Raw genomic sequence first — 25612 nt, 5'->3', positions numbered from 1 at the left:
ATTCGGCGATGCCGATTCTCTATCACGCCGCCGACAGCAAGGAGTACCTGGTCAATCTGCGCCGCCTGTTCGCGCTGCGCTGGGCCATGCTGGCGCTGATGGCGCTGACCGTGCTGATCGCTCCCGGCCTGCTCGATCTCGTCCTGCCGCAGCCGGCGATGCTTGCCATCCTGGCCGTCGCCGCCGTGCTCAATGCGCTCGGCCACCGGCACGCCGGCCGCCAGCAATCGGCCACGGCGCATGAGCTGTTCAGCCAGCTGCTGCTCGACATCTGCACCCTGTCGGCGCTGCTGTTCTTCAGCGGCGGCGCCACCAACCCGCTGGTCTCGCTGCTGCTGCCGCCGGTGGCCATCGCCGCACTCGGCCTGCCGCGCCATCTGGTGACCCTGGTCGGCGGCGCAGCCATTCTCGCCTACTCGCTGTTGATGCTGTTCTACCTGCCGCTGCCGATCACCGATGTCAGCCGGGCCACCCAGTTACACCTGATCGGCATGTGGCTGACCTTCACCGTCTCGGCCATCCTGATCGGCTGGATCATCCTGCGCATGAGCCAGTTGATCCGCGACCGCGACGCCGAACTGGCCGAGGCCCGGGAACAGGCCCTGCGCGACGAGCGGGTGACCGCGATGGGCACGCTGGCCGCCGGTGCCGCACACGAACTGGGCACGCCGCTGGCGACGATGTCGCTGATCGTCGGCGAACTGGCCGGCTTCCGGCAGCTGCCGGAAGCCGTCAGGGAAGACCTGGCCCTGCTGCGCCAGCAGATCGCCGCCTGCAAGGAAATCGTCGGCGGCCTGGCCCGGCGCGCCGACGCTGCCCGGAACGACACCCCGGAGCAGCAAGCCTGCGACCGCTGGCTCGACCGCCTACGCCAGAAATGGCATGCGTTGCGCCCGCAGACGAGCAGCAAGCTGGTCGTCGGCAGCGCCGGACCGGCACCGCAGATCGCCATCGACCCGCGCCTGGAACAGGCCCTGCTCAACCTGTTCAACAATGCCGCCAACGCCTGCCCGCAGACGCTGGAAATCACCCTGAACTGGGACCGGCAGAATCTGAGCATTGCCATCCGCGACCGGGGTCCCGGCTTTCCGCCGGCGGTGCTGGCACTCGGCGGCCGGCAGGAACTGCCGGCGCACGAGGGCGGCAGCGGCGTCGGCCTGATGCTGACCGCCACCGCCATCGGCCAGCTCGGCGGCCGGCTGGAGTTGAGCAACCCCGACGACGGCGGCGCCCTGGCCCGCATCGTCCTGCCCATTGCAGAAAACCCATGACGCCTCCGATCCTGGTCATCGACGACGACCCGACCTTCAACGGCATCCTGGTACGTACGCTGACCCGGCGCGGCCTGCCGGCCATCGGCACGGTCGACGGCGACGAAGCCCTGCGCCTGGCCCGCGACCACGGCGTCCGGCGTGCGGTACTCGACCTCAACCTGGGCGGCATGTCCGGCCTGCTGTTGATTCCGCGCCTGCTCGACATCGATGCGAGCATGCGCATCGTCATCCTGACCGGCTACGGCAGCATCGCCACCGCCGTCGAGGCGGTCAAGCGCGGGGCCACGCAATACCTGACCAAGCCGGTGGAAATCGAAGCCATCCTTGCCGCCTTTGCCGACGAAATGCCGTCTGAAGCCCTGAGCACGCCGGAAGAGCCCCTGTCGGTCGATCGCCTGGAATGGGAGCACATCCAGCGCGTGCTGACGGAAAACGACGGCAATATTTCGGCCACGGCACGCGCCCTGAAAATGCATCGACGCACGCTGCAACGCAAGCTGGCCAAGCATCCGGTACGCGCCTGACGCAAGCTGTTTACGGATCATCGAATTAATCAATCCGTAAAAACCGAAACGTTTCTTACCCGTCACAGTGTTGGCGAATCAAGAAGCTGCCGCTTATACTGCCCCTTCCACAGCCTGACCGTGGTCTCCTCACCCCCGCAGTCGTACCGTTCCAACCCCGTGTCCTCCGGATCGTGAGCCCATGAGCCTTGCCCTGATTGTCATTCTCCCCTTCCTCGGGGCCATCCTCCCTGCGCTGATGATTCGTGCCGGGCGAAACGCCTGTGCGACCAGCACCTTCACCGTCACGCTGCTCGCCTTCCTGCTGCTGATGACGCATGCGCCGGCCGTGTTCCGCGGCGAAGTGCTGCAGGCGCGCTGGGAATGGGTTCCCCAACTCGGCCTCAACGTCAATTTCTTCCTCGACGGCCTGGGCTTCTTCTTCGCCAGCCTGATCCTCGGCATCGGCCTGCTGATCATCGCCTACGCCCGCTTCTATCTGGCCAAGGAAGATCCGATGGGCAGCTTCTACAGCTACCTGCTGCTCTTCCAGGGCGCCATGGTCGGCATCGTGCTGTCGGACAACATCCTGCTACTGCTGATCTTCTGGGAACTGACCAGCCTGTCGTCCTTCCTGCTCATCGGCTACTGGAAACACCTGCCGGAAGGCCGCCAGGGCGCGCGCATGGCGCTGACCGTGACCGGCGCCGGCGGCCTGTCGATGATCGCCGGCATGCTGATCCTCGGCCACATCGCCGGTTCCTACGACCTGTCGATGATCCTGCAGCACAAGGAAGCGATCCAGGCTTCGCCGCTCTACCTGCCGGCGCTGCTGCTGATTCTCGGCGGCTGTTTCACCAAGAGCGCGCAATTCCCCTTCCATTTCTGGCTGCCGCACGCGATGGCCGCACCGACGCCGGTGTCCGCCTACCTGCACTCGGCAACCATGGTCAAGGCCGGCCTGTTCCTGATGGCGCGCCTGTGGCCGGTACTCGCCGGTACCGACGAGTGGTTCTACCTGGTTGCCACCACCGGCCTGATCACCATGCTGATCGGCGCCTGGATCGCGCTTTTCAAGGACGATCTCAAGGGCCTGCTCGCCTTCTCGACGGTCAGCCACCTCGGCCTGGTCACCTTCCTGCTCGGCCTCGGGTCGCCGATGGCCGCCGTCGCCGCCGTCTTCCACATCCTCAACCACGCCACCTTCAAGGCGGCGCTGTTCATGAACGCCGGCATCGTCGACCACGAAACCGGCACCCGCGACATCCGGAAACTCGGCGGCCTAATGACACTGATGCCGATCGCCGGCACCCTGGCCACCATCGCTGCCGCGTCGATGGCCGGCCTGCCGCTGCTCAACGGTTTCCTGTCCAAGGAAATGATGCTTGAGGAAGCCGCGCACACGGCCTGGCTCGGCAACGACTGGATCGTGCCGGCACTGGCGACGCTGGCGGCATGCTTCTCGGTCGCCTATTCGTTCCGCTACATCGTCCATGTCTACTTCGGCAAGCCGGCCGGCACAACGCCTCGGCATCCGCACGACCCGCCGTTCGGCATGTGGGGACCGCCGGCCCTGCTGGTCGTCCTGGTCGTGCTGATCGGCCTGTTTCCGGCGACCATCGCCGGCCCGCTGGTCGCCACCGTTGCCGGCGCCGTCATCGGCGGGCCGCTGCCGGACTACCACCTGGCCATCTGGCACGGCCTGACACCGGCACTGGGCATGAGCGCGATTGCCGTCGCCGTCGGTCTGGGCCTGCTTGCTGGCTACATCAAGGTGCGCAAGCTGTGGTCGGCCGGCCCGCACCCGGAAGCCAAGGCCATGTTCCAGGCGCTGATCGCCGCCGCCGTCAGCCTGGCACAGAAAATCACCCATGGCCTGCACAACGGTTCGCTGCAGCGGCATCTGGCCTTCGCCATCGGCGCCGCCGTGGTCGTCGGTTTCGGCGCCTTTGCCGCCGCCAGCCATGCACCGGGTCAGCGCGAACTGCTACCGGCCGCACCGGTCGCCATCGTCGTCTGGCTGCTGCTGGTCGGTGCCACCATCGCCCTGGTTGCCCTGCACCGCCAGCGCCTGGTGTCGTTGATCGCCATCGGCGTCGTCGGCATGGTCGTGTCGCTGACCTTCGTCTATCTGTCGGCACCCGACCTCGCACTGACGCAGATTTCGGTCGAAGTCGTGACCGTCATCCTGATGCTGCTGGCGCTCAATTTCCTGCCCAAGGAAACGCCGGTCGAAAGCAGCGGCGGCCGGCGCCTGCGCGACGGCGTGATCGCCGCCCTGGCCGGCATCGGTGTCGGCGGCGCGGCCTGGGCAATTACCAGCCGCGATGGCTCGACGCTGTCCGGCTACTATCTGGAGCAGTCCGTCCCCGGTGGCGGCGGCACCAACGTGGTCAACGTCATTCTGGTCGATTTCCGGGGCTTCGATACCTTCGGCGAGATCATCGTCCTCGGCATCGCCGCGCTCGCCATCTATGCCCTGCTCGACGGTGCCACCCGTGGCGCCGTCGGCCGCAAGCTGGCCGCCTGGGTGCCTGACCAGGCGCGCGCCGCCGACCGTCACCCGCTGATGCTGGTGGTTGCCACCCGCGTCATGCTGCCGCTGGCGCTGATGGTCGGCGCCTTCATCTTCCTGCGCGGTCACAACGTGCCCGGCGGCGGCTTCATCGCCGGCCTGGTCGTCGCCATCGCGCTGATCATGCAGTACATGGCCAGCGGCTACAGCTGGGCGGCGCAACGGATGAAGATCGATTACCACGCCCTGATCGGTATCGGCGTGCTGATTGCCGCCGCCACCGGCATCGTTTCCTGGCTCGCCGACCACCCCTTCCTGACCAGCACCTTCGGCCATTTCCATCTGCCCGTCATCGGCGAATTCGAACTGGCGTCGGCGATGGCGTTCGATACCGGGGTTTTCCTCACCGTCATCGGTGCCACCATGCTGGCGCTGGCCAACCTGTCGCGCATCGGCGGCCTGGCCGAAGCGCCCCCGCCCCAGGAGGGGCCGATGGAACCTGATTTGAGCGTCAAGACGCCGGGAGGGCACTGACATGGAATTTCTCCTTTCCACCGCCATCGGCCTGCTCACCGCCGCCGGTGTTTATCTGGCCCTGCGCGCCCGGACCTGGCCTGTCGTGCTCGGGCTGACCATGCTCTCGTATGCGACGAACCTGTTCCTGTTCGCCACCGGTCGTCTGGTCCTCAACCAGCCACCGGTCATCTCGCCGGATGTCGTGGCTTACACCGACCCGCTGCCGCAGGCACTGGTCCTGACGGCCATCGTGATTTCCTTCGGCATGACCGCGGTGATCGTGGTCATGGCACTGCGTAGTTTCCTGGAGAGCGGCAGCGATCATGTCGATGGCCAGGACAAACCCGTCCCGGCGGAGAATCGCGAAACGACGGAGGGCCGCGCGTGAACCACTGGATCATCGCCCCCATCGTCCTGCCGGCCATCATGGCCCCCATCCTGCTGATGGGCGCTCGGCACGACATGGTGCTCGCCCGCATCTTTTCGATTGCCTCGACCGTTGCCTTGCTCGGCATCGCACTGGCGCTGACCGCCATGGTCAGCGACGGCACCATCCTGACCTACGCACTCGGCAACTGGGTGGCGCCTTTCGGCATCGTCCTCGTCGCCGACCGCCTGTCGGTGATGATGCTTGTCCTTACCGCCGTCCTCGCACTGGCCGTGCTGTTCTTCGCCATCGACGGCAGCGACCGTGAAGGCCGGCATTTCCATGCGCTCTACCAGTTCCAGTTGATGGGCATCAACGGTGCCTTCCTGACCGGCGACTTCTTCAACCTGTTCGTCTTCTTCGAAGTGCTGCTGATCGCCTCCTACGGACTGATGGTTCATGGCGGCGGCCCGGCCAGGGTCAAGGCCGGCGTCCAGTACGTGGCCATCAACCTGGTCGGTTCGACGCTGTTCCTGATCTCGGTAGGCATGATCTATTCCGTCACCGGCACGCTGAACATGGCCGATCTGGCAGTCAAGGTGCCGCACATCCCTGCCGGCGATCAGGCGCTGCTGCAGGCCGGCGCATTGCTGCTGCTGCTCGTCTTCTGCGTCAAGGCGGCACTGATACCGGTGCATTTCTGGCTGCCCGGCACCTATGCCAACGCACCGGCCGCCGTCGCCGCGCTGTTCGCGATCATGACCAAGGTCGGCGCCTACTGCGTGATCCGCCTTTACATCCTGGCCTTTGGCGCCGACGCCGGCGCCGCCACCTGGCTGGCGGCGCCCTGGCTGCTGCCGGCGGCGTTGCTGACCCTGGTCCTGGGCATGACCGGCGTGCTCGCCGCGCGCCGCCTGGGGCAACTCGCCGGCTTCGCGGTGATCGGATCGATGGGCCTGTTGCTGACCAGCGTCGCATTGTTCACGCCGATTGCACTGTCGGCCGCGCTGTACTACCTGCTGCACTCGACCCTGGCCGGCGCTGTCCTGTTCCTGATCGCCGATCTCGTCGCACGCCGCCGCCCCGGCCACGAGGATGGCCTGTCGGTCGCCCCGGGATTCACGCAACTCAAGCTGCTGGCCGGGTCTTTTTTCATCGCCGCCATTGCCGCCACCGGCATGCCGCCGCTGTCAGGCTTCATCGGCAAGCTGCTGATGCTCGACGCTGCCCTCGACAGCGTTCACGCCGCCGTCATCTGGACATTGGTGCTTGGCACTTCGCTGATCGCCATCATCGGCTTCGGCCGGGCCGGCAGCACGCTGTTCTGGAAGAGCACCGGCGAACCCGGCAGTTTCCCGGAGCATGCGCAAAGCAACAGCCTGTCGCTGATTGCCATCGGCCTGCTGCTCGCCGGCTGCGTCGCGCTGACCCTGTTCGCCGGCCCCTTGACCACCTATCTCGACGCCACCGCCGAACAGGTTTTCGCCACGCACCAATACATTGAAGCCGTGCTCGGCAACACCGTACTGCCAGGAGGATTGCTCTGATGGCCCACGCCCATGCCCAGACGGCGCGACCGCCGCTGCTCCGCCGCTGGTTTCCGCATCCGCTCCTCAGCCTGACGCTGACGCTGATCTGGCTGCTGCTGATCAACAGTTTCTCGGCCGGCGGCCTGCTGGTCGGCCTGGTCCTCGGCATCGCCATTCCGCGCCTGACCAGCAGCTTCTGGCCGGATCGTCCGAAAATCCGCCACTACGGCAAGGCGCTGCGCTACATCCTCCTGGTCATCGGCGACATCGTCACGGCCAACCTCCAGGTCGCCCGCATCATCATCTTCCGACCGGTGGCGAGCCTGCATACCCGCTGGGTCGTCGTGCCCTTGAGCCTGACCAACCCGGAAGCCATCACCGTCCTCGCCGGCACCATCACCATGACGCCGGGCACGGTCAGTTGCGACCTGTCGGCCGACGGCCGGGCGCTGCTGGTACATTGCCTCGACGCCCCCGATGCGGAGGCGACCGTGCGCGAGATCAAGGAACGCTACGAAGCCCGGCTGCAGGAGATCTTCCCATGATCGAATACGCCATCTACTACGCCTACGTCGCCATCAGCCTCGGCCTGCTGCTCAACCTGTGGCGGCTGTTCAAGGGCCCGAGCAGCACCGACCGCGTCCTGGCCGTCGACACCATGGTCATCAACATCATTGCCCTGATCATCGTCTACGGCATCCAGACCGGCAGCACGATGTATTTCGAGGCCGCCCTGCTGCTGGCCATGTTCGGTTTCATCTCCACCGTCGCCTACTGCAAGTTCATCCTGCGCGGCGACGTCATCGAATAAGGAAAGCGCATGGAATTCATCAACGAACTGCTGGTTGCCGCGCTCATCGTCGTCGGCGCGAGCTTTGCGCTGGTCGGCTCATGGGGGCTGGTCAAGCTGCCCGACCTGATGAGCCGCCTGCATGCCCCGACCAAGGCAACGACGTTGGGCGTCGGCGGTGCACTGATCGCCTCGATGGTCTATTTTCTGGCGCTCAACGGAACGCTGTCGATCCACGAACTGCTGATCTCGCTCTTCCTCTTCCTGACCGCGCCGCTGACCGCTCACTTCATGTCCAAGGCCTGGCTGCACAGCCAGCAACCCAAGGATCTGCCACATCCGGAAAAACGCGACTGGTCGACCTTCGACACCGGCAGCGAGCGGCACTGACAAACCCGGACGTAAAAATGCCCCGGCCAGCGGGGCATTTTTTTTGGCAGGTGCCGGCTCAGTGCGCGTGCTTCATCGGCATGGCCGCCGGCATCGTCTTCACCACCTTGACCTCGACCTGCTTGCTGCTGCCGTCGTCAAACGTCAGCGTGATCGGCACGACCTGCCCTTCGCTGAGCGGTGCCTTCATGTTGATCATCATGACATGCAGGCTACCCGGCTTGAGGACGGCTTCGCCCTTGGCCGGGATGACGATTTCCGGCACCTGGCGCATGCGCATCACACCGTTGTCGTTGATGTGGTTATGCAACTCGGTCAACTGGGAAGCCGGATTGTCGGCCTTGACCAGCTTGACCTCGCGTTCGCCGGTATTCTTCAACACCATGAAGGCGCCGGTTGCCTGGGCATTCGGCGGCGCCAGGCGGACATAGGGTTCGTGCACGACGACGGCATCGGCCGCGCCGGCAAAAGCGGCACCGGACAGGCTCAGGGCGGCAACAAGGACGGACAGGCGTTTCATGCGATGCTCCTCACTTAGGTAGATATTGACGGATCAGTGCAGCCACCTGCTCGGGCGGCGTATCGTGGGCCAGGCGGGCAAGCAGACGGCCGTCGGCGCCGACGACGAAACTTTCGGCCGAATGATCGACGACATAGCCGTCACCGGCCGTCTCGGCCGGCTGCGCGGCGTAGAAGACGCCATAGCGCCCGGCCAGTTCGGCGATTTCAGCGGGCGAACCGGTCACCCCGATCATCTGCCGGTCGAAGAACTCAACATAGGTTTTCAGATGTTCAGGCGTATCGCGCTGCGGGTCGACGGAAATGAAGAAAACCGCCAGTTTTTCGCGCTCCGCCGGCGTCAGCAGCGCCATGCCGCCACTCAGGGCGGTCAGGTTGGTCGGGCAGATATCGGGGCAGAAGGTGTAGCCGAAATACAGGACGGACACGCGGCCACGGTAATCGCGCAGGGCCACCGGCCCGTTGGCCGACTGAAGCACGAAATCGCCCCCCGGCGGCAGAGGATTGAGGTCAACCGGCGGCGGTACCGACGCCGGTTTCCAGAACAGGCCGAGACCGACCAGCAGGCTGAGCAGAACGACAATCACGGCGACCAGGAAACGGTTCGACATGCTTACCCCGTGACAAAGCGGAAAGGGATGGCCACGCGCGCCGTCGAGGTTTCGAGCAGCAGGGTCGCCTGCCAGGTCATGCGCCCGGTGACGCACACCGGCAGCGTCGCCTCGCCGGTGAACACCCCCGGCGACCGCTCGGCCAATTGCGGGCGGTTGTAGCCCATGTCCATATCGACGCCGGCGAAATCGACGCTGACATTGCGGATACCGGCTGCCTCGACCCGCAGTTCGAACGGCTTGACCATGGGAATCGGCCGCGTACCGACCGAGAAACGCAGCATGCCGCCGTCCGGCAGGCTGACCGAACACGGTCCTTCCTGCAGGCTGCACGCCGGGTCAGGCTCGACCGTCAGGTCGGCCTTGGGCAACAACAGCGGCGACAACTTGTAACCGACGAGAACGATCAGGCCGATGAGCAGCACGCCGACGAGATCGATGAGGATTTTCCTGTTCACTAGGTTCTTTCCAGAGGTGGCCGAAGCCGACATTGTCGGGCATCGACAGCCTTTCAGTCACGGCGGGCATTGTGGCATGCCCGCTAGCGACCAAGGTGCGACATAATGTCGCAGACACCGCGACAAGATCGCACAATGCTAATATTCAGCCCGCCCACCGATCCCAGCCCGCACAACGCCCGTGAAAAAGCTGCTTGCCGCACTCCTCCTCAGCCTCTCCGCCGTCCTGGTTTCGGCCCAGGAGGCGCCTGACAGTGCGCCTTTCTTTGCCGCGAACCTGATCGACCCGGACGAGAAGCCGGTGGCCATGACGGCTTACCGGGGCAAGCCCCTGGTGGTCAATTTCTGGGCCCGCTGGTGTCCGCCCTGTCGCGCCGAGATTCCGGAACTCAATGAATTCCGCAAGCACCACGGCGGCAAGATCGAGGTTCTGGGCATCGCCGTCGAGGACACGAGCGAAGCCGACGGCGTCAAGGCCTTTGCCCGCGACTTCCCGATCCGCTACCCGGTGTTCCTGGCCGGCGGCAGCGCAGGTACCCGGCTGATGCGCACGCTCGGCAACCCGACCGGCGGCCTGCCTTACACGCTGTTCATCGACCGCCGCGGACGCGTGGTCGGCCACAAGATCGGCCTGCTCCGTCAGCGCGATCTCGACGCCGTCGCCCCCCGTCTGCTGGCGCCCTGAAATCGCCTACTCGCGGCCTTTGCGGCCGTCCGGCGAAACCAGCATGGCGATGCCGACGCCAATCGGAATCAGCGGCCACCAGGTACTGAGCAGGGTGAAGATATTGACGTGAAAAAGGTCGAGGTTCGACCCCAGCGCGACAACGCCAACCAGTATCAGCACGATGGCCGCGATGTTTCCCTTCATGCTTGCTGACTCCCGGTATCAGGCGCGCCGCACGCCGACCACGCCCTCGACCTCGTGAATCAAGGCCAGCGTGCGCTGCAGGTGGCGCAGATTGGTGATTTCGACGGTAAAGCTCATGTGCGCATTACCCTGCCGCGATTGCGTATTGACGCCGACGACATTGAGTTTTTCGCGGGCGAAGATTTCCGAGATGTCGCGCAGCAGACCCTGACGGTCGTGCGCGTCGACGACGATGTCGCAGGCAAAGACACCGGTGGTCTCGGTGCCCCAGTCGGTTTCGATGACCCGTTCCGGATGCAGGGCGGCGAGATTGGCGAAATTGCTGCAATCGGCGCGGTGAATGGAAATCCCCTTGCCGCGCGTGATGAAGCCCTGGATTTCATCCGGCGGCGCCGGCTTGCAGCAGCGCGCCAGTTGCGTCAGCAGCTTGTCGACGCCGACGATGAGGATGCCCTGATTGCCTTCGACCGGCTTGCGCGGCTTGGCTTCGACGGTATCCGGCACCAGCGCCTCGAGCGAGGCGTCGCCGCGGACCACCGACTGGAACTGACGCTGGTTGAGGTCGCCACGGGCAGCCGCGATGTACAGGTCGTCGGCCTTGGCGAAGTCGAGCTTGCGCGCCAGTTCCTCGACATTGGCACCGGTCTGGCCGGCACGCTGCAATTCCTTGGCGACCACCGCCCGCCCTTCGGCCAGCGTTTCTTCCAGCGCCAGGGTCGAGAACCAGTTGCGCACCTTGGTCCGCGCACTCTTGGTGTGGATGTAGCCGAGCGCCGGATTCAGCCAGTCGCGCGACGGTCCGCCCAGCTTGGCGGTCAGGATCTCGACCTGCTGGCCGGTTTCGAGCGGCGTGTTGAGCGGCAGCAACTGGCCGTTCACCTTGGCGCCGCGGCAGCGGTGGCCGAGGTCGGTATGCACGCGGTAAGCGAAATCGACCGGTGTCGACCCCGACGGCAGGTCGACCACCCGACCCTGCGGCGTCATCACGTAGATGGTCTCGTCGAGCGCCGCCTGCTTGTAGTGATTGACCCAGTCGGAGCTGTCGGCGACCTCGTTCTTCCAGGTCAGCAGCTGGCGCAGCCAGGCGATCTTCTCGTCGTAGGCATCGGCGCCCGGCGCCTTGCTGCCTTCCTTGTAGCGCCAGTGCGCGGCCACGCCGAGTTCGGCGTGCTTGTGCATTTCCCAGGTGCGGATCTGGATTTCCAGGCTGCGCCCGTCCGGGCAATGCACCGCCGTATGCAGCGAACGGTAGTGATTGCCCTTGGGATTCGAGATGTAATCGTCGAACTCCTTGGAAATCGGCGCCCACAGGTTATGCACGATGCCCAGCGCGGTATAGCAGTCCTTGACGTCGTCGACGATGATGCGCAGCGCGCGCACGTCGTAGACCTCGGAGAAATCGACGCCTTTCTTGCGCATCTTGTTCCAGATGCTGAAGATGTGCTTCGGCCGGCCGTAGATTTCGGCGTTGGTGATGCCGGCCTCGGCCAGTTCGCTGCGTACCCGGTCGACCGCATCGTTGATGAAGGACTCGCGCTCGCTGCGCTTTTCATCCAACTGCTTGGCGATGGTTTTGTAGATGTCGGGATGGATGAAGCGGAAGGACAGGTCCTCCAGCTCCCATTTCAGTTCCCAGACCCCCAGCCGGTTGGCCAGCGGCGAATAGAGTTCCAGTGTCTCGCGTGCCACCTGGACGCGCAGTTCGTCCGGATTGGCCGCATAGAAACGCAGGGTTTGCGTCCGGCTGGCCAGGCGCAGCAGGACGACGCGGATATCCTCGACCATGGCCAGCAGCATCTTGCGCAACACTTCGACCTGGGCACGCATTTCCGCCGGGTTGCTCTCGCCGGCTTCGATATCGACTGCGACGAAGCCCTTGGCAATCGGCCGCAAACGGTTCAACCGGGAAATGCCATGAACCAGATGCGCCGCCGGCTTGCCGAACTTCTCCTCGATGGTGGCAACACCGTGTTCATCCTGCGCGGGAATGGCAAAGAGCACGGCGGCGATGCGCGACTCGACGTCGAGCTTGAGGCCGGCGATGATGATGGCCATGCCCAGGGCATGCGACCAGACCCGCTCGCCACTGCCCAGCGTCCGGTCGCCGTAGGCTTCCCAGGCATAGGTGACGGCGTCGTGCAGACGCTGAACATCGGCGGCCGGCAGACCCGCCGCAAGAATGGCAAGAAATTGCTCGAAATCGCTTTGTGCAGCGACAGAATGGGCGACGGAAACCATGGGCGCAATTATAGGTCTCAGTCATCAGGAAAGACAGAGACCGGGAAGCGTGCTTACAGACTGTCACAAGAATGTTCAGCACCGGGAAAATCGGGGTTTACCCTACTCCCCCACCCCCGTATTCTGTGGGACCGTGAACGACGTTGTGCCCCGCATCGGCCGACTTGCCCATGGCCACAAGCCGAAGCGGCATCAAGAGACAAACCTTTTACGTCACCCGTAAGGAGAAAACATGAAGAAAATCACCGCACTGGCCGCCTCTCTGGCCATCATCGGCACGCTCGGTGCCACCCCGGCACAAGCCCAGCAGAAATTCGTCACCATCGGTACCGGCGGCGTCACCGGTGTCTATTACGCGGCCGGCGGCGCCATCTGCCGCCTGATGAACAAGGACCGCGCCAAGCACGGCATCCGCTGTTCGGTCGAAAGCACCGGCGGCTCGGTCTACAACGTCAATACCATCAAGGCCGGCGAACTCGATTTCGGCGTCTCGCAATCCGACGTCCAGTTCAACGCCGTCAAGGGCCTGAACCAGTTCAAGGACGGCGGTGCGATGGGCGACCTGCGCGCCGTCTTCGCGCTGCATCCGGAGCCGCTGACCATCGCCTCGCGCAAGGAAGCCAACGTCGCCAAGTTCGAGGACTTCAAGGGCAAGCGTTTCAACATCGGTGTTCCCGGCTCCGGCCAGCGCGCCACCATGGAAGTCCTGCTGCCGGCGATCAACATGAAGAACGCCGACTTCTCGCTGGTTTCCGAACTGAAGCCTGACGAGCACGGCGCCGCCCTGTGCGACAACAAGATCGACGGTTTCGCCTTCGTCGTCGGCCACCCGGCCGCCAACATCCAGGACGTCACCACGACCTGCGGCGCCAAGCTGGTCAATGTCACCGGCCCCGGTGTCGACAAGCTGATCGCCACCTATCCGTACTACGCCAAGGCCACCATCCCGGGCGGCATGTACGCCAACAACCCGAACCCGACCACGACCTTCGGCGTCGTCGCCAGCATCGTTTCGTCGGCCAAGGTACCGGACGAGGTCGTCTACACGCTGGTCAAGTCCGTGTTCGAGAACTTCGAAGAGTTCAAGAAGCTGCACCCGGCTTTCGGCAACCTCGATCCGAAGACGATGATCAAGGACGGTCTGTCGGCCCCGCTGCACAACGGCGCGGTCAAGTACTACAAGGAAAAGGGCTGGATGTAATCCGACCCGAGGCCGATGTCGTCCGGGCGTCCTGACGATGCCGGCCAGTGAAACACCTACAGCAAGGCGCCGCTGGCGTCTTGCTGCGTTTACATCAGCCCGAAATTCTGGGGGAACCGCAGCATGACAAGCTCGGACAAAAAAGACACCATTCATGAACTGAGCGAAGAACAGCTCAAGCAAATCGTCGCCGAAGCCGATACCGGCGGTCGAAAACCGACCGGCATCGCCGCCCAGCTGCTGGTCGCCATCGCCCTGGCCTGGTCGCTGTTCCAATTATGGATTGCCTCGCCACTACCCTTCTCGCTCGGCATTTTCGTCCTCAACGATACCCAGTCGCGCGCCATCCACCTCGGTTTCGCCGTCTTCCTCGCGTTTGCCGCCTACCCGGCGTGGAAACGTTCGCCGCGCGCCTACGTGCCGGCCATCGACTGGCTGCTTGCTGCCGTCGCGGCCTTCTGCGCCAGTTACCTGTTCCTGTTCTACAACGAGCTGGCGCAACGCCCCGGCATGCCCACCGACCTCGACCTGGCCGTCGCCGTGGTCGGCCTGATCCTGCTGCTCGAAGCCGCCCGCCGCGCACTCGGCCTGCCGATGGTGATCCTCGCCATCTGCTTCCTGATCTACATCTTCTTCGGCCAGTACATGCCCGATGTCATCGCCCACCGCGGCGCCTCGCTGGCCAAGGGCATGAGCCACATCTGGCTGACCACCGAAGGCGTCTTCGGCGTGGCGCTCGGTGTTTCGGCCAGCTTCATCTTCCTCTTCGTGCTCTTCGGCGCGCTGCTCGAAACGGCCGGCGCCGGCAATTACTTCATCAAGTCGGCGATTGCCCTGCTCGGCCACATGAAGGGCGGCCCGGCCAAGGCCGCGGTGGTCGCTTCGGCCAGTACCGGCCTGATTTCCGGCTCGTCGATCGCCAACGTCGTGACCACCGGCACCTTCACCATCCCCTTGATGAAGAGCGTCGGCTACCGCGCCGACCAGGCGGCCTCGGTCGAAGTCTCGTCGTCGGTCAACGGTCAGATCATGCCGCCGGTGATGGGTGCCGCCGCCTTCCTGATGGTCGAATACGTCGGCATCTCCTACGTCGAAGTGATGAAGCACGCACTGGTCCCGGCGCTGATTTCCTACATCGCACTGTTCTACATCGTGCACCTGGAAGCCCTGAAGATGAAGCTGCAGGGCCTGCCGCGACGCGAACCGCTGCCCTGGCAGAAAGCCATGACCTCGACGCTGATGACCGTCTCCGGTCTGGTCATCCTGTCGGCGATCATCTACTTCGGTTTTGGCTGGATCAAGGATCTGGCCGGCGACGCCGCCTTCTTCATCGTCGGTCTGCTGATGCTCGGTGCCTACATCGCCATCGTCCGCTTTGCCGCCCGCTATCCGGAACTGCACATGGACAAGCCGGACGAGAAGATGGAATACCTGCCGGAAATCGGGCCGACGCTGAAGTCCGGCCTGCACTTCCTGCTGCCGGTCGCCGCGCTGGTCTGGAACCTGATGGTCGAACAACTCTCGCCCGCGCTGTCGGCGTTCTACGCGACGCTGTTCCTGATGTTCATCCTGGTCACCCAGCGGCCGCTGTTCGCCTTCTTCCGCGGCCAGGGCGAGTTTGTCGCCGCCGGTCGCCAGGGCTTCAAGGACCTCTTCGACGGCCTGGTCACCGGTGCCCGCAACATGATCGGCATCGGCATCGCCACCGCCACGGCCGGCGTCATCGTCGGTACCGTGACGCTGACCGGCGTCGGCCTGGCCATGACCGAACTTGTCGAACTGCTGTCCGGCGGCAACCTGATGGTCATGCTGGTGCTGGTCGCGCTGATCTCGCTGATCCTCGGCATGGGCCTGCCGACCACCGCCAACTACATCGTCGTGTCGACGCTGATGGCCCCGGTGATCGTCGAACTCGGCGCACAAACCGGCCTGCTCGTGCCGCTGATCGCCGTCCATCTGTTCGTCTTCTACTTCGGTCTGATGGCCGACGTGACGCCGCCGGTCGGCCTCGCCTCCTACGCTGCCGCCGGTATCGCCAAGAGCGACCCGATCAAGACCGGCTTCACCGCCTTCGGCTACAGCGCGCGGACGGCAATCCTGCCATTCATGTTCATCTTCAACACACAGTTGCTGCTGATCGGCATCACCGACGCCTTCCACCTGTTCCTGACCATCGGCAGTGCGACGCTGGCCAGCCTGATGTTCGCGGCGGCAACGCAGGGCTTCTTCGTCACCCGCAACCGCATCCACGAAACGCTGTTGCTGTTGCTGGTCACCTTCAGCCTGTTCCGCCCCGGTTTCTGGATGGACATGATCTATCCGCCGTTCGAGGAAGTGGCACCGACCGAACTCACCCGTCTGGTCGAGGAAGCCCCGCGCAACGCCAAACTGCGCGTCTGGGTCGAAGGACTGACGCTGGAAGGCAAGGAGATCACCAAGGGCGTACTGCTGTCGCTCGGCGAACCGGGCAAGGCCAGCGAACGCCTCGGCCGCATGGGCTTGACCGTGATGTCGCTGGGCGACCAGGTCCAGGTCGCCGCGGTACGCTTCGGCAGCCCGGCGGAAAAGCTCGGTCTTGAGCAAGGGTTCAACCTCAAGCATATCGAGGTACCCAACCCGGGCCGGCCGGACAAGGAATGGATCTTCATCCCGACGCTGATGTTGCTGGCGTTGGTCTGGTTCATGCAGCGCGCCCGCCGCGAACGCGAAAGCGCCGCGGCAACGCCGGCCTGAACGCAACCCTGGAAGGAAAGGATTCAGCATGAGCATGCATGACGACAATTCAGGCGCATCGGCCAGACTCGGCGGCCTTTCCTACCTCAACCCGGCGGCCCCGGAGCCCTGGGCCAGCTTCATCGAACAGATCGAGCGCGTGCGCCCCTACCTGGGGCCGCTCGAACGCTGGATCGAAACGCTGAAGCATCCGAAACGGACGCTGATCGTCGACGTGCCGATCGAGCGCGACGACGGGACCATCGCCCACTTCGAGGGCTACCGCGTCCAGCACAACCTGTCGCGCGGGCCCGGCAAGGGTGGCATCCGCTTCCACCCGGCGGTGACGCTCAACGAAGTCATGGCGCTGGCCGGCTGGATGACCGTCAAGAACGCCGCCATCGGCCTGCCCTTCGGCGGCGCCAAGGGCGGCATCCGGGTCGATCCGAGCAGCCTGAGCAAGGGCGAATTGCAGCGCATGACGCGCCGCTACACCTCGGAAATCGGTCTGATCATCGGCCCCGACCGCGACATTCCGGCACCCGACGTCGGCACCAACGCCAAGACCATGGCGGTGATGATGGACACCTTCTCGATGAACCGCGGCGGCACCGCCACCGGCGTCGTCACCGGCAAGCCGATTGCCCTGGGCGGCAGCCTCGGCCGCCAGGAGGCCACCGGTCGCGGCGTTTACCTGTGCGCCCGCGAAGCCGGCAAGCACCAGCACATCCCGATGGAAGGCGCGCGCGTCGTCGTCCAGGGCTTCGGCAACGTCGGCGGCATCGCCGCCCGGCTGTTCCGTGCCGCCGGTGCCCGCGTCATTGCCATCGCCGATCATACGGCGACGCTGGCCAACGAAGCCGGCATCGACATCCCGGCCGCCCAGGCCTGGGTCGCCGAACACGGCGGCCTGGCCGGCTTCAACGGCGCAGCGCCGATCGATATCGAGGACTTCTGGCAGCTCGAATGCGAGTATCTGGTCCCCGCCGCGCTGGAAGGCCAGATCACGCCGGAACGCGCCAACCGCGTCCGCGCCCGTATCGTCGTCGAAGGCGCCAACGGCCCGACCACGCCGGCCGCCGACGACGTGCTGCGCGACCGTGGTGTCCTGGTCGTTCCCGACGTGCTGGCCAACGCCGGTGGCGTCACCGTGTCGTACTTCGAGTGGGTGCAGGATTTCTCCAGCTTCTTCTGGACCGAGGACGAGATCAACGCCCGCCTCGAACGCATCATGGTCAGCGCCTACGACGCCATCTGGCAGGTCGCTCAGGAAAAACAGGTCCCGCTGCGCACCGCCGCCTTCATCATTGCCTGCCACCGCGTGCTCGAAGCGCGCGCCGAACGAGGGCTGTACCCCTGAAATACCTCACCAACCCCTATCTGCTGCTCACCCTGACCGCGCTGTTCTGGTCAGGCAACATGGTTCTAGGTCGCGGCATCCGTGCCGATGTACCGCCGATGGCACTGGCCTTCTGGCGCTGGGCCATCGCCTTCATGCTGGTCCTGCCGCTGGCGCTGCCGCACCTGAAAAGTCAGTGGCAGCTGCTCAAGCAAGGCTGGCGGCCGGTGTTCGTCCTCGGCCTGCTCGGCGTCGGCGGCTACAACACCTTCGCCTACCTGGCCTTGCAGACGACCACGGCAACCAACGCGGTGCTGCTCAACTCCTTCATCCCGGTGGCCACCATCGCCATCTCCTGGGCCTTCCTCGGCAAGCGGCTGACGCCGCTGGCCGCGCTCGGCGTCGTCGTCTCGCTGATCGGTGCGCTGACCATCGTCGCCCGCGGCGACCTCGAGGTGCTGCTGCACCTCGCGCTCAACACCGGCGACCTGTGGATGCTCGGCGCCGTCGCCATCTGGGCGATCTACACGGTCGGCCTGGCCTGGCGCCCGGCCGGCGTGCATCCGATGCTGATGCTCGCCGCCTTCACCGCGGTCGGCCTGGCCGCGCTGCTCCCGGCCTATCTCTGGGAAATGGCCCAGGGGCGGACAATCAACGTGCATGCCGGCTCGCTGCTGTCACTGGCCTATGTCGGTATCTTCCCCAGCTTCGTCGGCTACATCTTCTACAACCGCGGCGTTGCCGAAGTCGGTGCCAACAAGGCCAGCCTGTTCATCCACCTGATGCCGGTATTCGGCACGCTGCTGTCGGTCGTCTTCCTCGGTGAAATCCCGTACGCCTACCACTACGCCGGCATCGCGCTGATTTTCGCCGGCATCTGGCTGACCATGAAGAAAGGCTGACATGGGCCTGCTCGACTGGCTGCGCCGGCGCCCGCAGCCGATTCCCGAGGCCTTGTGGCAGCAGACCATGGACAGCCTGCCGTTCTTCGGTCATTTGAACGAAGACGAGCGTCAAGCGCTGAAATCCCTGAGCGAAGCCTTCCTGGCGGAAAAGGAGTTTTCCACCGCCGGCGGCCTGGAACTGACCGATGAAATCTGCGTCGCCATCGCCGCCCAGGGCTGCCTGCCCATCCTGAAGCTCGGCCTGGCCGCCTACCGCGAATGGGTCGGCATCATCGTCTACCCCGACGAATTCGTCGTTCGGCGCGAAGTTGCCGACGACGACGGCGTCGTGCACGAATACGACGACGTACTCTCCGGCGAAGCCTGGGAAGGCGGCCCGCTGCTGGTGTCCTGGCGCGACGTGCAGATGGCCGGCGGCGACTACAACGTAGTCATCCACGAATTCGCGCACAAGCTCGACATGCTCAACGGCGACGTCGATGGCATGCCGGCGCTGCATTCGGGCATCACGGCCAGTGAATGGGAAGGCATCTTCCACCCGGCCTACGACGACTTCTGCCGTCGCGTGGACGACGGCGAAGAGACGATCATCGACCCCTATGCCAGCGAGGCGCCGGCCGAGTTCTTCGCCGTGCTCAGCGAATGCTTCTTCGGCATTCCCGAGGTCGTCGATGCCGAGTACCCGGCGGTCTATGACCTGCTGCGCCGCTATTTCCGCCAGGACCCGCTGGCCCGCTTGCCCGCCTGATTCCGGGCAAAATAAAGCCGGCCCCGCAGGGCCGGCCATTTAGCTAACGGCTGGAAGCGATCAGACCTTGCTGACCAGATTCGACAGCGTGACGTTGGTGGCCACCTGGGCCAGCAGCTTCTGCAGGCCGACACGGGCCTTCAGGTTGATGATCAGCGGTGCGCGCAGGCTCGGTGCAATGCCGGCGCCTTCTTCTTCCTGCTTGTACAGGATCAGCATCACGGCGACGTCCTCGGCGGCCGGCGATTGCAGCAGTGCATCTTCCTCGTCGGTCAGTTCGAGCTCATAGCTGAAACCCAGCGCAGCCGGGTCCATGATCTGGAAAGCCAGCGCCGGCTCGTCCAGCGACTGCAGCGTGAAACTGGCCGGCGCGCCCTTGCCTTCCTCGTGCGCCAGCATGAAGCGGGTCTTGCCCTCGAAAGCGAACAGCCCCTTCGGGAAAGTAATCACTTTTTCCGGCGAAACGTCGACGGCACCAAACAGGTAAGTCTGAACTTGCATGTATTTCCTCCTCTGTCATTGGAATGCTTACAAACACATCCTACACCAGTCGGACAAGAGTTGTAATTTCAGTTTGGATTCCGCATCATTCACCCCCCATTTTTGCAGTATCGCCTTCAATGCTCGCTCCCATCGAACACCGCATCGCCCTCGAACTCAACGTCCGTCCGGCCCAGGTCAAGGCCGCCGTCCAGCTGCTCGACGAAGGTGCCACCGTGCCCTTCATCGCCCGCTACCGCAAGGAAGTCACCGGCGAACTCGACGACACGCAACTGCGCACGCTGGAAGAACGCCTCGGTTACCTGCGCGAACTCGAAGACCGGCGCGGCGCGGTGCTCGCCAGCATCGAGGAACAGGGCAAGCTGACGCCGGAACTGCGCGGCGAGATCGAAAACGCCGAAACGAAGCAGCGCCTCGAAGACCTCTACCTGCCGTACAAGCAGAAGCGCCGGACCAAAGCGCAGATCGCCCGCGAAGCCGGGATCGAGCCGTTGGCCCTCGGCCTGCTGGAGAACCCCGAGCTGACGCCGGAAGACGAGGCCGAGAAGTACCTCAACGCCGACGCCGGCTTCGCCGACACCAAGGCGGTGCTCGACGGCGCCCGCCAGATCCTGATGGAGAAGTTCGCCGAAGACGCGCAACTCTTGCAGACGCTGCGCGACTACCTGAAGGAACACGGCCTGCTCAAATCGACGGTAATCGAAGGCAAGGAGACCGAAGGCGCCAAGTTCCGCGACTGGTTCGACTTCGCCGAATCCATCGTCGACATGCCCTCGCACCGCGCGCTGGCGCTGCTGCGCGGGCGCAACGAAGGCTTCCTCAACGTCGCCCTGGTGCTCGACTCCGAATTGAACGAAGACGCCGTCAAACCCGGCCCGAACGCCTGCGAACAGCGCATCGCCGCCCGCTTCGGCATCAAGCATCAGAACCGCCCGGCCGACAAGTGGCTGCAGGACACCGTGCGGTGGACCTGGAAGGTCAAGGTCTACACCCACCTCGAACTCGAACTGGTCAACGAACTGCGCGAGCGCGCCGAGGAAGAAGCCATCCGCATCTTCGGCAAGAACCTGAAGGACCTGCTGCTCGCCGCCCCGGCCGGCCAGCACGTGACCATGGGCATCGACCCCGGCATCCGCACCGGCTGCAAGATCGCCGTCGTCGACGCCACCGGCAAGCTGCTCGATACCGCCACCATCTACCCGCACGAACCACGCAACGACTGGGCCGGCTCGATCTCGACCATCGCCCGCCTGGCCTCGACGCATGGCGTGACCCTGGTCGCCATCGGCAACGGCACCGCCAGCCGCGAAACCGACAAGCTGGTGCAGGACGTCATGAAGAAGTACCCGGAAGCCCGGCTGCAGAAGATCGTCGTCTCGGAAGCCGGTGCTTCGGTGTATTCCGCCTCCGAACTGGCGGCCAAGGAATTCCCCGACCTCGACGTATCGATCCGCGGTGCGGTGTCGATTGCCCGCCGCCTGCAGGACCCGCTGGCCGAACTGGTCAAGATCGAACCGAAATCCATCGGCGTCGGCCAGTACCAGCACGACGTCTCGCAGACCAAGCTAGCGAAGAATCTCGATGCCGTCGTCGAGGACTGCGTGAATGCCGTCGGCGTCGATGTGAATACCGCCTCGGTGCCGCTGCTGACCCGCATCTCCGGCCTGAACGCCGGCCTGGCCGCCAACATCGTCAGCTACCGCGATGCCCACGGCGCCTTCAAGAGCCGCGACGACCTGAAGAAGGTGCCGCGCCTCGGCGACAAGACCTTCGAACAGGCCGCCGGCTTCCTGCGCGTGCCGAACGGCGACAACCCGCTCGACGCCTCTTCCGTGCACCCGGAAGCCTATCCGCTGGTCGAGAAGATCATCGTCGACCTGAAGAAGCCGATCAAGGAACTGCTCGGCAACAGCCAGGCGCTCAAAGGCCTCAACCCGGCCAGGTACACCGACGAACGCTTCGGCCTGCCGACCGTCCAGGACATCTTCAAGGAACTGGAAAAACCCGGCCGTGACCCGCGCCCCGAGTTCAAGACCGCGACCTTCGCCGACGGCGTCGAGGAAGTGAAGGACCTGCGCCCGGGCATGATCCTCGAAGGCGTCGTCACCAACGTCGCCGCCTTCGGCGCCTTCGTCGACATCGGCGTGCACCAGGACGGTCTGGTCCATGTCTCGGCGCTGTCCAACACCTTCGTCAAGGACCCGCACGACGTGGTCAAGGCCGGCCAGGTGGTGAAAGTGAAGGTGCTCGAAGTCGACCTCGCCCGTCAGCGCATCGCGCTGACCATGCGCATGGGCGACGAACCGAAGAAGCACGACGGCGGCAGCCAGCGCGGCGCGCCGCTGTCGAAGCAACAGACCCGCCACAACGCCCCGCCGCCGGCCGGCAACGCGATGGCCAACGCCTTCGCCAAGCTGAAGCGTTAATCGCGCTTCGGCGTTCCCGAGGGCATCGCCCGCAGGTACTGCGCCGGCCAGGCCGCGGCAACGCCCAGCGCCTGCGCGGCCTGCAGCGGCCAGTAGGGATTGCGCAGGATTTCGCGGCCGACCAGCACCAGGTCGGCCTCGCCGTTGGCGACAATGGCCTCGGCCTGTTCCGCGCCGGTAATCAGGCCGACGGCCGCCACCGGCAAACCGGCCTCCTGCCGGATACGCGTGGCGAACGGGACCTGAAAGCCCGGCCCGGCGGGAATTTTTGCACTCGGAATCAGGCCACCGGACGAGACATCGACCAGGTCGATGCCGTCTTCCTTGAGCAGCCGGCACAGCGCCACCGTCTGCTCGGCATCCCAGCCGCCCTCGACCCAGTCGGTCGCCGACAGGCGGATCAGCAGCGGCAGTTCCTGCGGCCAGACGGCACGTACGGCAGCCACCACCTCGCGCGTCAAGCGCACGCGATTGGCGAAGCTGCCGCCGTATTCGTCGGTGCGCCGGTTGCTCAGCGGCGACAGGAACTGGTGCAGCAGATAACCATGCGCGGCATGGATTTCGATCATCCGGAAACCGGCCGTCAACGCCCGCCCGGCCGCCGCGGCAAACGCCGCGACCACGGCGGCGATACCGGCTGCATCGAGCGCCTGCGGTTCGGCATAGCCCTCGAAAGCGATGGCCGACGGCGCCACCGCCGTCCAGCCGCCCGCTTCGGCGCTCAAGGTACGCTGCGCTTCCCAGCCCAGGCCAACGCTGGCCTTGCGCCCTGCATGCGCCAACTGGATCGCCGGCACCGCGCCCTGGCGCTCGATCAGGCGGGCAATGCGGGCCAGCGGTTCGATCTGGGCCTCGTTCCACAAGCCCAGGTCGCCCGGGCTGATCCGCCCTTCCGGCAGCACCGCGCAGGCCTCGACGATGACCAGCCCGGCGCCGCCGACGGCGCGGCTGCCGTAATGCTGCACATGCCAGTCGCCGGCCAGGCCGTCGGTGGCGGAATACTGGCACATCGGCGGAATACCGATGCGGTTGGGCAGGGTCAGGCTACGCAGCGTCAGCGGGGAAAACAAGGCGGGCATCAGGGTCTCCGGCAAAGCGACAGGCAAAAGCCCGTAGCCTACCGCATTGCCCGCCGGTTTGCCGCTCAGGTGCCGATCACCCCGCCGTCGTCCTTGGTGATGACGATGGTCGACGAACGCGGATAGCGCCCCTGGTTCGGCCAGGTGCCGCGCAATTTGCCGGCGGCAAACTCGTCGGCCGAGGTCGTCGCCCCCGGGTGCTGGACATTGACGAACATGGTGCGGCCGTCCGGCGTCGTCACCACGCCGGTGATCTCCTGCCCCAGCGGGCCGACCAGGAAGCGACGCAGTTCCTTGCTGTTCGGGTCGGCGCACAACATCTGGTTGTTGCCGAACTGCGCGTAATCGCCCTTGTTCATCGCGCTTTCGCTGATATCCGTCTGTATCCACAAGCGGCCGTCACGGTCGAACCACAGGCCATCCGGGCTATTGTGGATCTGCTCGGCGGTGAGCGGCTTGCCGGCCAGTTCCGAATCGCCGGCCGGGCCGGACAACAGGAAGATGTCCCACTTGAAGTGCGTCGCCGTCGGCGAATTGCCCGCCTCCGTCCAGCGGATGATGTGGCCCCAACGGCTTTTCGCGCGCGGATTGGCCTTGTTCGTCTCGTTGCGGCCGCTGTTGTTGGTCAGCGTGAAATAGACCTGCCCGGTTTTCGGGTCGATGGCGCCCCACTCCGGACGATCCATCCGCGTTGCCCCGACGCGGTCAGCCGCCAGACGGGTATTGACCAGCAGCTCGGCCTGGCTGGCGAACAGCTCGCGGGTCAGCGCGCCCTGGCCGACGACCAGCGGCAGCCAGTCGCCCGTGCCATCGTCGTTGAAACGCGCCACGTACAAGGTACCGTCGTCGAGCAAGGCGCCGTTGGCCAGGCCCTTGGCCCGCTCGAACACGCCGCGCGAAACATACTTGTAGATGTACTCGTTGGTCGCGTCGTCACCGGAATAGCACACCACCGGCAGCCCCTCGACGCCCTTGTGGAAAATCACGCCCTCGTGGGCAAAGCGCCCCAGCGCGGTACGCTTGACCGGCGTGCTGGCCGGGTTGAAGGGATCAAACTCGACCATCCAGCCGAAGCCGTTGGCCTCGTTGCGATAATCCTGATTCGCCGCCGCCCCCGTTGCCGTGACGTCGAAACGGACAAACTCGTCGGCCCCGCTGTCGGCCAGTTCCCAGCCGTAACGCGAAGCCGCCGGCTTGCTGTCGCGGCTGCGCACGCCGTAACGCGACTGCTCGCGCGGACGCTCGCCCGCCGGCACGCGGTTGATGAAATAACCGGCCCAGTTTTCCTCGGCCATCATGTAGGTATTCCACGGCGTCACGCCATGCGCGCAATTGTTCAAGGTACCGCGAACCCGCGTGCCATCCGGGCTGTAGCGCGTCCGGACAAAATCGCTACCGCGCACCGGCCCGGCAATCTCCATCGGCGTCAGCCCGGTGATGCGACGGTTGCGCGCATCCGCCACCATCTCCCAGCGACCGTTCTCGCCCCGGCGAATACGCACCACCGAAACCCCGTGGCCATTCAATTCCTTCAGGCATTCATCCGCCACCCGCTTGCCATTGACCAGCGCCGGCACCGCGTAGCGATCCAGCTTCTGGCCCACCGCGCTGGCGTGCATGAAACGCGGCTCGACATACTCGTGATTCATCACCAGCAAGCCGTCGTCCGAACCGCCGTTGAACGGATCGCGCCCCTCGATGGGGAAGAAATGCATGCCGTCATGATGGCTGCCCATCTGGCTCGCCTGATCCGCACCGCTGTTCTTCAGCGGATCGAAAGCCGGCATCCTGCCGGTGATCGGCGTCCCCCACGGCAGCAACGGCTGCGCGCGATACCCCGGCGGCACCAGCACGGTATCGGCATCGCTGATCGCCACCGCCGAAAAACCAAGCAGCCGACCACCCACGCCCCCCGCCGAATTCGTCGCACACGCCGTCAGCCCCGCCCCAGCAAACAGCGAAGCCACCGACGCCGCCAAGCCCCCCTTGAGCACCTGCCGCCGCCCCAGATTGACCGCCAGCACATCGCTGAAATGCCGGTTGCCGCTGTGATTGGACAAAGGCTCATCGCCATCGCCGTTGTCGATGATCAGGTTCGGAGGAAGACTGGACATGGGATC

Annotated in this window: 23 protein-coding genes; 15 read left to right on the top strand and 8 right to left on the bottom strand. The window is 65.1% G+C overall.

Annotated elements, in window-relative coordinates:
• The first annotated feature begins 8 nt into the window (after positions 1 to 8).
• The 8 genes from Q0799_RS00640 to Q0799_RS00605 all read left to right on the top strand — a co-directional run bounded on the left by Q0799_RS00640 (position 9) and on the right by Q0799_RS00605 (position 7884).
• Complete coding sequence (locus Q0799_RS00640; RefSeq protein WP_298393131.1) at positions 9 to 1271, top strand: ATP-binding protein; 1263 nt, start codon at positions 9 to 11, stop codon at positions 1269 to 1271.
• A complete protein-coding gene (locus tag Q0799_RS00635; RefSeq protein WP_298393129.1) occupies positions 1268 to 1798 on the top strand; it encodes a response regulator in 531 nt (176 codons plus the stop codon). The genes Q0799_RS00640 and Q0799_RS00635 overlap by 4 nt, the downstream gene beginning before the upstream one ends.
• A gap of 181 nt (positions 1799 to 1979) precedes the next feature.
• The gene (locus tag Q0799_RS00630) at positions 1980 to 4826 is read left to right on the top strand and encodes a monovalent cation/H+ antiporter subunit A (protein ID WP_298393127.1); all 2847 of its coding nucleotides are present in this window, start codon (positions 1980 to 1982) and stop codon (positions 4824 to 4826) included.
• Between the two features lies 1 nt (position 4827).
• Positions 4828 to 5196, top strand: coding sequence for a Na+/H+ antiporter subunit C (locus Q0799_RS00625; protein WP_298393125.1), 369 nt, complete (start codon positions 4828 to 4830; stop codon positions 5194 to 5196).
• On the top strand, positions 5193 to 6722 hold the full coding sequence (locus Q0799_RS00620; RefSeq protein WP_298393123.1) for a monovalent cation/H+ antiporter subunit D: 1530 nt from the start codon (positions 5193 to 5195) through the stop codon (positions 6720 to 6722). The genes Q0799_RS00625 and Q0799_RS00620 overlap by 4 nt, the downstream gene beginning before the upstream one ends.
• The gene (locus tag Q0799_RS00615; RefSeq protein ID WP_298393121.1) at positions 6722 to 7249 is read left to right on the top strand and encodes a Na+/H+ antiporter subunit E; all 528 of its coding nucleotides are present in this window, start codon (positions 6722 to 6724) and stop codon (positions 7247 to 7249) included. The genes Q0799_RS00620 and Q0799_RS00615 overlap by 1 nt, the downstream gene beginning before the upstream one ends.
• Entirely contained in the window at positions 7246 to 7515 is a 270-nt protein-coding gene (locus Q0799_RS00610; protein WP_298393119.1) for a K+/H+ antiporter subunit F, read from the top strand. Before Q0799_RS00615 ends, Q0799_RS00610 begins: the two co-directional genes overlap by 4 nt.
• A gap of 9 nt (positions 7516 to 7524) precedes the next feature.
• The gene (locus Q0799_RS00605; protein ID WP_298393117.1) at positions 7525 to 7884 is read left to right on the top strand and encodes a Na+/H+ antiporter subunit G; all 360 of its coding nucleotides are present in this window, start codon (positions 7525 to 7527) and stop codon (positions 7882 to 7884) included.
• Positions 7885 to 7942: 58 nt separating this feature from the next.
• Here the strand turns inward: Q0799_RS00605 and Q0799_RS00600 are convergent, their stop codons facing one another.
• From Q0799_RS00600 to Q0799_RS00590, 3 genes are read right to left on the bottom strand one after another with little or no spacing between them, the layout of a single operon-like run.
• Positions 7943 to 8404, bottom strand: coding sequence for a copper chaperone PCu(A)C (locus Q0799_RS00600; RefSeq protein ID WP_298393115.1), 462 nt, complete (start codon positions 8402 to 8404; stop codon positions 7943 to 7945).
• A 10-nt stretch (positions 8405 to 8414) separates the two neighbouring features.
• Positions 8415 to 9014: an SCO family protein gene (locus Q0799_RS00595; RefSeq protein ID WP_298393113.1), complete on the bottom strand. Its 600-nt coding sequence runs from the start codon at positions 9012 to 9014 to the stop codon at positions 8415 to 8417.
• Positions 9015 to 9016: 2 nt separating this feature from the next.
• Complete coding sequence (locus Q0799_RS00590) at positions 9017 to 9472, bottom strand: hypothetical protein (protein WP_298393111.1); 456 nt, start codon at positions 9470 to 9472, stop codon at positions 9017 to 9019.
• 181 nt (positions 9473 to 9653) lie between these two features.
• Between Q0799_RS00590 and Q0799_RS00585 the strand changes: the two genes are divergently transcribed.
• On the top strand, positions 9654 to 10157 hold the full coding sequence (locus tag Q0799_RS00585; protein ID WP_298393109.1) for a TlpA disulfide reductase family protein: 504 nt from the start codon (positions 9654 to 9656) through the stop codon (positions 10155 to 10157).
• A gap of 6 nt (positions 10158 to 10163) precedes the next feature.
• On the opposite strand, the gene Q0799_RS00580 is transcribed toward Q0799_RS00585, so the two are convergent.
• Both Q0799_RS00580 and Q0799_RS00575 read right to left on the bottom strand, forming a co-directional pair.
• Positions 10164 to 10343, bottom strand: a complete 180-nt coding sequence (locus Q0799_RS00580; protein ID WP_028995484.1) for a DUF5668 domain-containing protein — start codon at positions 10341 to 10343, stop codon at positions 10164 to 10166.
• Between the two features lie 18 nt (positions 10344 to 10361).
• Positions 10362 to 12581: a bifunctional (p)ppGpp synthetase/guanosine-3',5'-bis(diphosphate) 3'-pyrophosphohydrolase gene (locus Q0799_RS00575; protein ID WP_298393106.1), complete on the bottom strand. Its 2220-nt coding sequence runs from the start codon at positions 12579 to 12581 to the stop codon at positions 10362 to 10364.
• A gap of 232 nt (positions 12582 to 12813) precedes the next feature.
• Here Q0799_RS00575 and Q0799_RS00570 point away from each other — a divergent pair, with 232 nt between their 5' ends.
• The 5 genes from Q0799_RS00570 to Q0799_RS00550 all read left to right on the top strand — a co-directional run bounded on the left by Q0799_RS00570 (position 12814) and on the right by Q0799_RS00550 (position 19486).
• On the top strand, positions 12814 to 13782 hold the full coding sequence (locus tag Q0799_RS00570) for a TAXI family TRAP transporter solute-binding subunit (protein WP_028995482.1): 969 nt from the start codon (positions 12814 to 12816) through the stop codon (positions 13780 to 13782).
• Between the two features lie 123 nt (positions 13783 to 13905).
• The gene (locus Q0799_RS00565) at positions 13906 to 16515 is read left to right on the top strand and encodes a TRAP transporter permease (protein WP_298393102.1); all 2610 of its coding nucleotides are present in this window, start codon (positions 13906 to 13908) and stop codon (positions 16513 to 16515) included.
• Positions 16516 to 16543: 28 nt separating this feature from the next.
• Positions 16544 to 17854 carry a Glu/Leu/Phe/Val dehydrogenase gene (locus Q0799_RS00560; RefSeq protein WP_298393100.1) on the top strand — a complete coding sequence of 437 codons (1311 nt, stop codon included), beginning with the start codon at positions 16544 to 16546 and terminating at the stop codon, positions 17852 to 17854.
• Positions 17851 to 18735, top strand: a complete 885-nt coding sequence (locus tag Q0799_RS00555) for a DMT family transporter (protein WP_298393553.1) — start codon at positions 17851 to 17853, stop codon at positions 18733 to 18735. The genes Q0799_RS00560 and Q0799_RS00555 overlap by 4 nt, the downstream gene beginning before the upstream one ends.
• 1 nt (position 18736) lies before the next feature.
• On the top strand, positions 18737 to 19486 hold the full coding sequence (locus Q0799_RS00550) for a M90 family metallopeptidase (protein WP_298393098.1): 750 nt from the start codon (positions 18737 to 18739) through the stop codon (positions 19484 to 19486).
• A 60-nt stretch (positions 19487 to 19546) separates the two neighbouring features.
• Here the strand turns inward: Q0799_RS00550 and fliW are convergent, their stop codons facing one another.
• On the bottom strand, positions 19547 to 19987 hold the full coding sequence (gene fliW / locus Q0799_RS00545) for a flagellar assembly protein FliW (RefSeq protein ID WP_298393096.1): 441 nt from the start codon (positions 19985 to 19987) through the stop codon (positions 19547 to 19549).
• 119 nt (positions 19988 to 20106) lie between these two features.
• Between fliW and Q0799_RS00540 the strand changes: the two genes are divergently transcribed.
• Positions 20107 to 22413 (top strand): Tex family protein, encoded by a 2307-nt coding sequence (locus Q0799_RS00540; RefSeq protein WP_298393094.1) that lies wholly within the window; start codon positions 20107 to 20109, stop codon positions 22411 to 22413.
• Here the strand turns inward: Q0799_RS00540 and Q0799_RS00535 are convergent.
• Positions 22410 to 23492, bottom strand: a complete 1083-nt coding sequence (locus tag Q0799_RS00535) for an NADH:flavin oxidoreductase/NADH oxidase (protein WP_298393092.1) — start codon at positions 23490 to 23492, stop codon at positions 22410 to 22412. The genes Q0799_RS00540 and Q0799_RS00535 overlap by 4 nt on opposite strands.
• Positions 23493 to 23557: 65 nt before the next feature.
• Positions 23558 to 25606: a PhoX family phosphatase gene (locus Q0799_RS00530; RefSeq protein WP_298393090.1), complete on the bottom strand. Its 2049-nt coding sequence runs from the start codon at positions 25604 to 25606 to the stop codon at positions 23558 to 23560.
• Between the last annotated feature and the right edge of the window lie 6 nt (positions 25607 to 25612).

This window comes from uncultured Azonexus sp. (genome assembly GCF_937982035.1).
Classification (GTDB): domain Bacteria; phylum Pseudomonadota; class Gammaproteobacteria; order Burkholderiales; family Rhodocyclaceae; genus Azonexus.
Note: the sequence above shows the minus strand (reverse complement) of the source record. Positions and strands in the feature narration are given on the sequence as shown.

What these genes read in the sequence shown, in the direction of transcription:
- Q0799_RS00600 (WP_298393115.1), bottom strand. Translation starts at nt 8,404, where the DNA reads ATGAAACGCCTGTCCGTCCTTGTTGCCGCCCTGAGCCTGTCCGGTGCC.
- Q0799_RS00570 (WP_028995482.1), top strand. Translation starts at nt 12,814, where the DNA reads ATGAAGAAAATCACCGCACTGGCCGCCTCTCTGGCCATCATCGGCACG.
- Q0799_RS00530 (WP_298393090.1), bottom strand. Translation starts at nt 25,606, where the DNA reads ATGTCCAGTCTTCCTCCGAACCTGATCATCGACAACGGCGATGGCGAT.
- Q0799_RS00635 (WP_298393129.1), top strand. Translation starts at nt 1,268, where the DNA reads ATGACGCCTCCGATCCTGGTCATCGACGACGACCCGACCTTCAACGGC.
- Q0799_RS00630 (WP_298393127.1), top strand. Translation starts at nt 1,980, where the DNA reads ATGAGCCTTGCCCTGATTGTCATTCTCCCCTTCCTCGGGGCCATCCTC.
- Q0799_RS00535 (WP_298393092.1), bottom strand. Translation starts at nt 23,492, where the DNA reads ATGCCCGCCTTGTTTTCCCCGCTGACGCTGCGTAGCCTGACCCTGCCC.
- Q0799_RS00625 (WP_298393125.1), top strand. Translation starts at nt 4,828, where the DNA reads ATGGAATTTCTCCTTTCCACCGCCATCGGCCTGCTCACCGCCGCCGGT.
- Q0799_RS00540 (WP_298393094.1), top strand. Translation starts at nt 20,107, where the DNA reads ATGCTCGCTCCCATCGAACACCGCATCGCCCTCGAACTCAACGTCCGT.
- Q0799_RS00575 (WP_298393106.1), bottom strand. Translation starts at nt 12,581, where the DNA reads ATGGTTTCCGTCGCCCATTCTGTCGCTGCACAAAGCGATTTCGAGCAA.
- fliW (WP_298393096.1), bottom strand. Translation starts at nt 19,987, where the DNA reads ATGCAAGTTCAGACTTACCTGTTTGGTGCCGTCGACGTTTCGCCGGAA.
- Q0799_RS00610 (WP_298393119.1), top strand. Translation starts at nt 7,246, where the DNA reads ATGATCGAATACGCCATCTACTACGCCTACGTCGCCATCAGCCTCGGC.
- Q0799_RS00565 (WP_298393102.1), top strand. Translation starts at nt 13,906, where the DNA reads ATGACAAGCTCGGACAAAAAAGACACCATTCATGAACTGAGCGAAGAA.
- Q0799_RS00550 (WP_298393098.1), top strand. Translation starts at nt 18,737, where the DNA reads ATGGGCCTGCTCGACTGGCTGCGCCGGCGCCCGCAGCCGATTCCCGAG.
- Q0799_RS00560 (WP_298393100.1), top strand. Translation starts at nt 16,544, where the DNA reads ATGAGCATGCATGACGACAATTCAGGCGCATCGGCCAGACTCGGCGGC.
- Q0799_RS00595 (WP_298393113.1), bottom strand. Translation starts at nt 9,014, where the DNA reads ATGTCGAACCGTTTCCTGGTCGCCGTGATTGTCGTTCTGCTCAGCCTG.
- Q0799_RS00615 (WP_298393121.1), top strand. Translation starts at nt 6,722, where the DNA reads ATGGCCCACGCCCATGCCCAGACGGCGCGACCGCCGCTGCTCCGCCGC.
- Q0799_RS00640 (WP_298393131.1), top strand. Translation starts at nt 9, where the DNA reads ATGCCGATTCTCTATCACGCCGCCGACAGCAAGGAGTACCTGGTCAAT.
- Q0799_RS00605 (WP_298393117.1), top strand. Translation starts at nt 7,525, where the DNA reads ATGGAATTCATCAACGAACTGCTGGTTGCCGCGCTCATCGTCGTCGGC.
- Q0799_RS00580 (WP_028995484.1), bottom strand. Translation starts at nt 10,343, where the DNA reads ATGAAGGGAAACATCGCGGCCATCGTGCTGATACTGGTTGGCGTTGTC.